The sequence below is a fragment of the Mycobacterium tuberculosis H37Rv genome, assembly GCF_000195955.2.
Classification (GTDB): domain Bacteria; phylum Actinomycetota; class Actinomycetes; order Mycobacteriales; family Mycobacteriaceae; genus Mycobacterium; species Mycobacterium tuberculosis.
The window spans coordinates 3,128,970-3,138,082 of sequence record NC_000962.3; the positions used below are offsets into that span (position 1 = coordinate 3,128,970).

Genomic DNA, 9,113 nt, shown 5'->3' on the forward strand with positions numbered 1-9,113 from the left:
GTCTCACTTGTCCTTCGGATCGAGGTACTTCTTGTATGCGGCTAGGGCTTCCATGTACCGGCAGAATCGCAGCAGCCCGTCGCGGCTATCGCCTATCCCTTCCAGCGCTTCTAGGAGTTTCGCGTTTCGGACGAATGTCTTAACCGCGTCTTCACGCCCGGACTGGTAGACGAACCGGACCCGCAGGTACTGGACCTTCTCCTTCAGCTGACGCGGGAGCGTGGGGTTGGCGCTCTGCTGCGCCTCGTCGAAGAGCTGTGCGGTCAGGCTGAGTAGCACCCGCAGCTGGGTTGTGGTCAGCTCGAAGCCGTTCTTTTTCTTTGGCAGGCCGCGAATTACTTCGGCCTGTTTCACATAGTCGTCTTGGATGACGCTCATTCGGACTCCTCCTTGCGAGTGCGATAGATGTAGAGGTGCAGCGCGGTCTTGAGTTGCTTGGCGTCTGTCGGATCTTGGAACCATTGGTGTAGCCGGTTAGCAAACTGCTGAAAAGGCGCTGTGTCACCGGTGGGGTTACGCATGCGCGTGAGGAAGTACACCCATCTGGCCTTTGTGATTCGATCGTCGCGTTCGGCGAGTAGTTCGAGCAGCTTGTAGATGAAGGCCATGCCGCGTTCTTCGTTGCCACTGAAATAGTCGGCGATGTGCCGGTACTTCTCCTCGATCACCTTGCTGAGCAGCTCATCCCAGCCGAAGGTGAACTCGCGATCGAAGAGTGCAACCCCGTTCTTGCCGGGCAGCGACTTCGCCGCGTCTTCGAGATCTCCGACTTCGCGGGCCATCACGGAGATGGGGTACTTGTCGGGGAACATGCCGATGCCAGCCGACACGGTGAGTTTGCCCTGGGTGAATTCGTGGAACCGCTCCCGAAGCTCGATCCCGAACTCGATGACGTCGTCCCACGCGCCCACGACGAAGACGTCATCGCCACCGGAGTAGATGATCGTGGCCTCGCGGGGCCGCGCCGGGTCATCGCCGGTGATCGGGCGCAGTTTCGGGCGTGCCAACACGTAGTTGATGTGCTGCCGGAAGAACAACGACAGCATCCGGGAGAACGCGGCCGTGCGGCTAATCGTGTTGAACTTGCCGTTGCCTTGCTCCATGAAGCCGTGCGTGAATGCCTGGCCCAGGTTATCGACGTCAAGGCGCAGAACCCCGAGGCGCGCGATTCCGCTCGCACGCTTCACGTAGTCACCGAACTCCATCTGTGCGACGTAGTCGCCCACCCAGAGCCCGGTGCCCAAACACTCGCCGGCGAAGAACTTGTTCTTCGCGTACCGCCTTCGGGTTTGGGGTTGCTGGAGTGCCTTATCGGCGTCGGCTCGGCTACAGAACGTGAGTGTGGCGCCGAACGGCAGGGGCAGACCTTTGGTGGCGCCGTCAGAGATGAGTAGGAAGCGGCGAGACTCGGATTGAATCTGCGAAGACGCAGCGGTCAGCGCTTGGCACAGGCTGCACTTTGGCTCGTCGTCGGCGCTGACCGTGCGGTTGACCGTGTGGCACACGCTGCATTCCCGGTCACCTTTCTGACCGTCGTGATCGCGCGAGTTGAGTTCCCGCAGTTGGTCAGCGCTGTATCGGGCGAGCTTCTTCGCGGAAAGTTGCTCGCTCAACTCACGGTAGAGCCCGCTGTAGCGGAGGGCGCGGTTACTTGCCTGGCTCGCACTCTCGTTCGGCCGACGCATCAGGTCGTTCGCGGCAAGCGGTACGCTGCCCGTGGCGATGAAGAGCCGGGTTGCGAAGTTTTCCAGCAGCCAGTCGTTGGCCTCACGCTCGAACTGTTCGACGGATTTCCGCGCGGACTCCGTGTTGGGCAGCAGCAGGTACGCGTGCCCGCCGCCGGAGTAGTTGAGATTCGCGCGGCTGAGACCCACCCGCGCAAGTAGCTCGTCGATGAGATGCTCGGTCAGCATCTCCAGGTAGAAGCTGCGGGCACGCAGCATCTTCGCGGCACCCGAGGAATGGATCGTGTAGATGAAGTCCTGGATGCCTGAGACGTCGAAAGTTGTGAGCAGGAAGGCTTTTTCGTTGTAGAAGGTGTCCTGCTTGTCGAACAGCGCTGACTTGAAGTCGCTTTGTCCGGTGGCTTGTAGGTAGTGCCAGATGCAGGCGCCGAGCGCACCCGTCAGCTTCAGGTGGTCGAAGAGTGAGACGTCGACGACCTCGGACGCGTCGGTCGAGGACGGCACGAACGACAGCGTCGCCTCGAGGACGTTGAGGAGGCTGGCGAGGTAGGTGTCGGAACGTTCGAGGTCGACCAGAATGGCTTTAAGTTTGTTGACGATGGCGGCGTAGCGGTCCTTGTCGAATTCGATCCGGCGTGGCGACGGTATATTGATCGGCTTGCGGTCGTCGAGCATCTCCGGGGCAAATGCCAGATTCGCTGTGCCGGAGCCGAATCGGTTGAACATCGAATACAGGGGCGTGTCCGGATCCCAAGTGCTCGCACCATGGCCGTCGTCGGAGTCGGCCTTGCGGCGGTCGGTTCCGGCCGCGATATTGTAGGCGATGTAGGCCGGCGCATCGGCGGCAAGGCGGCCATTCTCGGCCGCCGTACGCAGCGCAGAACTGTGGTGATAGCTGATCGCGTCGAGAATGCGGCGGTCGGAGACCCCAATGTCAGCCTCATCCACCTCGTCGGTGAACTGCGACGGATTGCGGCTGTCGCGCAACCACACCTTCTTCATAAAAGCGCGGCCAATCGCACTGTGCCTGCCCGGGTAGCCGAGCGCCGCGCGCTGGACCGGTTTGCCAATGTCGTGCAAGAGGCAGCCGATTATGGCCTCGATGAGTTGCGGGTTCATGGCTTCGGTACGCATTTTTCCCTCGGTGCCAGTGGCTGGACCCGGATCGCGCCCATCCCCATGGATGCCTTTATTCCGCATCCCGAGAACTCCCCGAACCACAACAGCGCCGCGATATAGCTCGCAAAAGTATCCACACCGCGGACGGTGAACGTGGCCGAGCCGGTGAAGCCGGGAACACGCGCCGCGCCCACCGCGAACGGGGCCGACGCCACCCGGAACGCGGAGAGGCGAACCGACTGACCGAATTCGGCGATGAGGCCAGGATCGGGCTCTTCGCCGTCGACAATTGCACCGTACTTCTGCGCGAGACTCTGAAACACGAGCCGCGGATCCGGCCAGAACACGTACTCGCCGGATTGCTTGAATGCGGTAGGCGTCAGGAACTCGACCCGGAACTTGCGCGTCTCGGGCCGCGCGTAGAAAATGCGCGCGAATTGACTTAGCGGGTTCTGCTCCAGCGATCGCGACGTGACCTGTGTCGCTATCCCGCTCGCACGGAGCCGAAAACCCGCAAACGCCGCGTCGTTGATAGGTCCGACGATCTGCTGCCGCGCCTCGTTCGTCAGCGTGCTGATCTTCCACTCCAAAGATGTGGTCGAGCGGGCCAGCGCGTACTGACTGTACGGGTTCACCGGCACGGTGTGGAGGGTCTGCACATAATCGGCCGGGATCGACTCCATGAGGACGCCATGAAGATGCGGCCCCAGGGTCGCCACCCTCGCGCGTTCGAGCGGGGCATCAACCTCTAGAGTCAGCGTCAATCGCGACAAGTGTTCCGTCATCCGGCGATCTCCTCGGTGAGAAAAGCCCACCAGAATAAGCGTTGGTGAAATCCAGGTCAAGCCTGATTCCGCCGCACTCGCGCGATGTCGGCCTCGGGGCTGGCCACTCCGACGTAGCAGATCCGTCCTTCTGATGCCGCCTCGGCGAGCAGCCAAGGGATGGCTTCCTAACGAGCCGGGGTTGTAGCGGTGGGCGCCGGCCGCGCGGAGGATGGCGCCGCCAATGCTGCTGTTGCCCGCGCCGTCAATTGACGCCAGCAGGGACCGAACCGACAGCAGATCACTCGCAGCGCCGACTGGGCGTACAGCTCAGACCCAAGCGATGCCGCCCAGTCAACCCACGGCCTCGCGGACCCGGGCGGCGACCTCGGCCAGCGCGGCCTCGTCGTGCACCGGCGCCGCCAACGTCGGCGTCACCGGCAGCTGCACCCAGCTGGTGCAACCGCCGTACTCGGGCCTACGCGCCAGCCGGACCGGCTCGGCCAGCGGGATCGCCGAGACCACCAAGACGGCCAGTTTGTGCTTGGGCCGAAAGTCGAGCCGGTCGGCGCGCACCGACTCGGCGGTCCAGATGTGCAGATCCTCGATGGCGTCCAGACCCTCTGGCCGGTTAACCGGCAGTGCGGCAACAACTTTCGCTGCGGCCCGCAGTAGCACACACTCGTCGGTGCTGTCGGCGGCCGCCGGGCCCAGCAGGTCGCGGTGCTCGGGGCGAACCCGCTCGGCGTGGCTGTGCGCGACCGTCGGGAACAACAAGAACTCGTGGGCCGCCACCTCGAAGCGCTTCTCGCCGATCCCGCCCTTACGCAGCAGCACCGTCTGCCGGCCGTCCAGCAGCGCGTGCACCGCCGCGCTCCACTCCTTCAGCGCTGGCGTCACCACGATCCCGCGAGCCGGACCGATGTCCGAATGACGCCAGCACCGCAGGGTTCCGAGGGGACGCCGATCATCTCCGAGACGTTTTGCCCCGGGCAGTTTCATTGGTCCTGCTGAATCAGGCCGGTCATCCAGTGCATCCAATAGTGATGACAGTACTCGTGTCTTGCTCACCACCACAGCCGGATTCGTGCCCAACTGCTCTCATCTAGTCGATTCAGCCGCGTCCAGCCGCAACCGTGCCAGCGGAACGGCACGATCGCCGGCAGGTTGATCAGGACCGCAGCACCGCCAGCGCGTTCTCCACTTCGCGGCGGTGCCGTTCGTCGCAGGCGGCCCACCGCTGCTCGTCGGCGTCGAGGTCAGTGAGGAACGCAAATCGCTTCCGAACGCGAGCTTCCCAGGCAGCCATAGCGACAGGACGGGTCAGCACGCCGATCGAGTCGGGCTGGAAGTCGTGCTCGCTGCGGGCGGCGAGGACGTCTTCGACGCGTAGTGGCCGGGTGCCGCGCCGGTCATCGACGACATCACCCCACACCTTGAGCACCCACAGCCGCCGCACGAGCGGTTCGTCAATCGTTCGCGAGGCGAAGTGGTTCAGGTCGTACAGGTCCCGTGCCAGCGCAACGCGGCGGTACCGCGCGAGTTTCTCTGCGCAGGCTTCCGCTTCTGCCACGACCGGCAGTGTCGGCAGCCCAAAACCGTAAGCCTTATGGATCGGCAACTGGATGAATGCGAGCAGCTCAGACGGCAAAGCCAACGGCCGCCGTGCGAACTCGACGCTGGCGACGATCCGGGGCTCGCCCAATTCCGTGTGCCGCACCCGCAACTGCCAATGCCGGCCGTCGCCTCGTGTGCTCTGCACGCCGAATTCGAAGCCGCCGACACGGGCGCCGTCGATCAGCTCGCACACCTCCAGCACGACCTCATCGTCGGGCGCGCTGAAGTCCAGATCAGTGGAGAACCGCCCGACGTTGCCCAGCCGGCACTTCCGTAAGCTGGTACCGCCTTTGAACACCAGGCGGTTATCGCCGAACTGGACGGTCTGCGACAGCAGGTACAGCAGGTGGTCCTGGGCGACGTCGAGCAGAGCGGCGTCGTATGCCTCGGCCCGACCAAGAGCGTGACGCGCAACGAGCGCACGGGTCAGACCGGCCACAGTCACGCCTTGCCGATCACGCGCAGCAGCGGTACGACGAGCTCGTCGACAAGCTGATACTCGGGAGCCCAGACACTCTCGCCACGGTCGCGGCTGTGCGCGGTGGTGAATCGAGTCACCGGCATCACTTCGGTGTGCCGCTTGGCCAGCAGCGCCTGGCCTCGTGCCGGTTCACCGCCCGAGTCCAGCAGGTAGCTTGCACGCTGCCAGGCCGATGTCGGCCGGCCCGACAGTAGACGCTCCAGGCGCTCGTCACTGCAGTCGGCGACGAGGTCGTCAAGGTGGGGGACAAGGTCGGCCCACGGCCCGAACGAGGCCGGGCGCGTGGCGATTTGCACAAGTAATGCTTCTGGTCCTAGCGCCGGTAACCCGGTCGCCCACGCGACGAGGTCGAGCCGCCGCCGGACCAGCAACGCGGGACGCGGAGCCAGCAGTGCGGTGTCCGCCGCGTTCCAGGGGATGCGCACGACGGACACATACGATGCTAGGCCGTCGGGCAGCCTTTTGGCCGGCGGCAGCCAGATCGGGATGCGGCCGTCGGGTTGGCGGTCCAGGTATCCGAGGTGCCACGCTGCGGATGCACCGGCCAGCATGAAGCCCGCGTTCTGGTCACGGGCCAGCCACGAGCGCAGCGGTAGATACGGGTCCGAGATGGCGGCCTCGCCGGGGGGAATGAATGCCCAGGTGCCTTTCACCGGCAGTTGGACCAGCCACCCAATGCGGCGCAGTTCGCGGATGGCGGAGTCGGGGTCGCGTCCACACCCAGCCTCTGTAAGCCGTTGCGTCAGATCCTCTTTCGTGACGACTACGGGCCGATCGCGAGCGAGGCCGGACACCACCCGTGACGCCCACGTGGGGATGCGCCGATCGGCGCCGGCTGGGCTCACCACCGAACTTGAATTCACACCGGAAACTATACTATATCTGTACGCAACAATGTTCAAACTCAAGAAATCACTTGATTTAGGAACGGGCTTCGGTCAGTGACAGTACGAAACCCGTTCCAAACTCAAGTGCCCTGTACGGGCTGGCGGCGATGCGGTGCAACGGCGAGAGACAAAACGCGCTTCGCGGACGACCGGCCGACGCGCCGGAGAGTCGCCAAGAACGTCACCCCTGAAATCAAGTGGGACCAGGATGCACTGACGCGTTGCTCGGACCAGTCACCCAGGCGATGCGCCTCGGCTCAAAAACTCAACCCACGGCCTCGCGGACCCGGGCGGCGACCTCGGCCAGCGCGGCCTCGTCGTGCACCGGCGCCGCCAACGTCGGCGTCACCGGCAGCTGCACCCAGCTGGTGCAACCGCCGTACTCGGGCGTACGCGCCAGCCGGACCGGCTCGGCCAGCGGGATCGCCGAGACCACCAGCACGGCCAGCCGATGCTTGGGCCGAAAGTCGAGCCGGTCGGCGCGCACCGACTCGGCGGTCCAGATGTGCAGATCCTCGATGGCGTCCAGACCCTCTGGCCGGTTAACCGGCAGTGCGGCAACAACTTTCGCTGCGGCCCGCAGTAGCACACACTCGTCGGTGCTGTCGGCGGCCGCCGGGCCCAGCAGGTCGCGGTGCTCGGGGCGAACCCGCTCGGCGTGGCTGTGCGCGACCGTCGGGAACAACAAGAACTCGTGGGCCGCCACCTCGAAGCGCTTCTCGCCGATCCCGCCCTTACGCAGCAGCACCGTCTGCCGGCCGTCCAGCAGCGCGTGCACCGCCGCGCTCCACTCCTTCAGCGCTGGCGTCACCGCGATCCCGCGAGCCGGGCAGCCACGTCGGGTCGGCGCAACGGCGGGACGGTCTTCGGCGGCTGCCGCCGGGGCGGCAGGGCGTCCAGCAACCGCGTCGTCGTCGCGGTCACCTCGGCGACGGCGGCCTCAAACGCCTCGGCGGTGGCCGCCGACGGGTGCGTGATGCCACTGACCTTGCGCACATACTGGCGCGCCGCCGCCGCGATCTCGACGGGCGTGGCCGGGGGTTGCAGCCCGCGCAGTTCGGTGATGTTGCGGCACATGCCCTCAACGATAGGCGCGGCTACCAGACGGTGACCGGTCGTGGGTGCCGATGACTGCGTAGCCGCCGGTCCTTGGTCACCAGCCGCCAGCCGTGTTCGATCGCGGTGGCGTAGATCAACCGGTCGGCCGGATCGCCGGGGAACGACGAGGGCAGCGCCACCGCCGTGGCGGCGACCGAGGGCGTGATACCGACGGTGCGAACGTGCTCGGCCAGCTGCTGAAGCCAGGACAGCACCGGAATCGCCAGTTGGATGCGTTCCTGTTCGGCAAGCCAAGCCAGCTCGAACCACGAAATCGCGGCGACGGCGAGCTCGTCGGCGTGTTCGATGGCCTGGCTCGCCGCCATGCTGAGACGCTGCGGCTCGGCCGACCACCAGTAGGCCACATGCGAGTCGAGCAGCACCGTCGTCATGAAACGTTCCACGAAACCCCGGTGGTGAAGAGTTCGTCGTCATCCGCGGCCGCCATCGCCACACCCGAGAATCGACCCTTCAGCGCGTGCGGCCCCGTCGCTGCCACCAGCCGGGCCACGGTGCGGCCGTGTTTGGTGATCTCGATCTCCTCGCCCTGGGCCACTTCATCAAGCAAGGAGAGGATCTTCGCCTTCACCTCCGTAGCGGTCATTTTTCTGGTCATTAGGACAGTCTAACGGTCCTGTTACGGTGATCGAATGACCGACGACATCCTGCTGATCGACACCGACGAACGGGTGCGAACCCTCACCCTCAACCGGCCGCAGTCCCGCAACGCGCTCTCGGCGGCGCTACGGGATCGGTTTTTCGCGGCGTTGGCCGACGCCGAGGCCGACGACGACATCGACGTCGTCATCCTCACCGGCGCCGATCCGGTGTTCTGCGCCGGACTGGACCTCAAGGAGCTGGCCGGGCAGACCGCGCTGCCGGACATCTCACCGCGGTGGCCGGCCATGACCAAGCCGGTGATCGGCGCGATCAACGGCGCCGCGGTCACCGGCGGGCTCGAACTGGCGCTGTACTGCGACATCCTGATCGCCTCCGAGCACGCCCGCTTCGCCGACACCCACGCCCGGGTGGGCCTGCTGCCCACCTGGGGACTCAGCGTGCGCTTGCCGCAAAAGGTCGGCATCGGCCTGGCCCGGCGGATGAGCCTGACCGGCGACTACCTGTCCGCGACCGACGCGTTGCGGGCCGGCCTGGTCACCGAGGTGGTGGCCCACGACCAGCTGCTGCCCACCGCCCGCCGGGTGGCGGCGTCGATCGTCGGCAACAACCAGAACGCGGTGCGGGCATTGCTGGCGTCCTACCACCGCATCGACGAGTCTCAGACCGCCGCCGGGCTGTGGCTGGAAGCCTGCGCGGCCAAGCAATTTCGCACTAGCGGCGATACCATCGCCGCCAACCGCGAAGCCGTGCTGCAGCGCGGCCGCGCGCAGGTGCGTTAGCGGCGATCGCAAGCGCGGCGAAGCCGGGTGCTGGGGGTACCTCCCGCGTGCGGGGGACGGGT

General features: G+C 65.5%; 11 protein-coding genes. 1 reads left to right on the forward strand and 10 read right to left on the reverse strand.

What is annotated here, in order from left to right; genetic code table 11:
- Positions 1-3 precede the first annotated feature (3 nt).
- The 10 genes from Rv2822c to vapB22 all read right to left on the reverse strand — a co-directional run bounded on the left by Rv2822c (position 4) and on the right by vapB22 (position 8,255).
- The gene (locus Rv2822c; RefSeq protein ID NP_217338.1) at positions 4-378 is read right to left on the reverse strand and encodes a CRISPR type III-associated protein Csm2; all 375 of its coding nucleotides are present in this window, start codon (positions 376-378) and stop codon (positions 4-6) included.
- Complete coding sequence (locus Rv2823c; RefSeq protein NP_217339.1) at positions 375-2,804, reverse strand: CRISPR-associated protein Cas10/Csm1; 2,430 nt, start codon at positions 2,802-2,804, stop codon at positions 375-377. Before Rv2823c ends, Rv2822c begins: the two co-directional genes overlap by 4 nt.
- Positions 2,801-3,745 (reverse strand): CRISPR-associated endoribonuclease Cas6, encoded by a 945-nt coding sequence (locus tag Rv2824c; protein NP_217340.1) that lies wholly within the window; start codon positions 3,743-3,745, stop codon positions 2,801-2,803. The genes Rv2823c and Rv2824c overlap by 4 nt, the downstream gene beginning before the upstream one ends.
- A 177-nt stretch (positions 3,746-3,922) precedes the next feature.
- Complete coding sequence (locus Rv2825c) at positions 3,923-4,570, reverse strand: hypothetical protein (RefSeq protein ID NP_217341.1); 648 nt, start codon at positions 4,568-4,570, stop codon at positions 3,923-3,925.
- Positions 4,571-4,739: 169 nt separating this feature from the next.
- Positions 4,740-5,624 (reverse strand): hypothetical protein, encoded by an 885-nt coding sequence (locus tag Rv2826c; protein NP_217342.1) that lies wholly within the window; start codon positions 5,622-5,624, stop codon positions 4,740-4,742.
- A 2-nt stretch (positions 5,625-5,626) separates the two neighbouring features.
- Positions 5,627-6,514, reverse strand: coding sequence for a hypothetical protein (locus tag Rv2827c; RefSeq protein ID NP_217343.1), 888 nt, complete (start codon positions 6,512-6,514; stop codon positions 5,627-5,629).
- 304 nt (positions 6,515-6,818) lie between these two features.
- Positions 6,819-7,364, reverse strand: coding sequence for a hypothetical protein (locus tag Rv2828c; RefSeq protein ID NP_217344.1), 546 nt, complete (start codon positions 7,362-7,364; stop codon positions 6,819-6,821).
- Complete coding sequence (locus Rv2828A; protein ID YP_007411535.1) at positions 7,361-7,630, reverse strand: hypothetical protein; 270 nt, start codon at positions 7,628-7,630, stop codon at positions 7,361-7,363. Before Rv2828A ends, Rv2828c begins: the two co-directional genes overlap by 4 nt.
- 20 nt (positions 7,631-7,650) lie before the next feature.
- Positions 7,651-8,043, reverse strand: a complete 393-nt coding sequence (gene vapC22 / locus Rv2829c) for a ribonuclease VapC22 (protein ID NP_217345.1) — start codon at positions 8,041-8,043, stop codon at positions 7,651-7,653.
- Positions 8,040-8,255: an antitoxin VapB22 gene (gene vapB22 / locus Rv2830c; RefSeq protein ID NP_217346.1), complete on the reverse strand. Its 216-nt coding sequence runs from the start codon at positions 8,253-8,255 to the stop codon at positions 8,040-8,042. The genes vapC22 and vapB22 overlap by 4 nt, the downstream gene beginning before the upstream one ends.
- A gap of 46 nt (positions 8,256-8,301) precedes the next feature.
- Between vapB22 and echA16 the strand changes: the two genes are divergently transcribed.
- A complete protein-coding gene (gene echA16, locus Rv2831; protein NP_217347.1) occupies positions 8,302-9,051 on the forward strand; it encodes an enoyl-CoA hydratase EchA16 in 750 nt (249 codons plus the stop codon).
- Positions 9,052-9,113 lie beyond the last annotated feature (62 nt).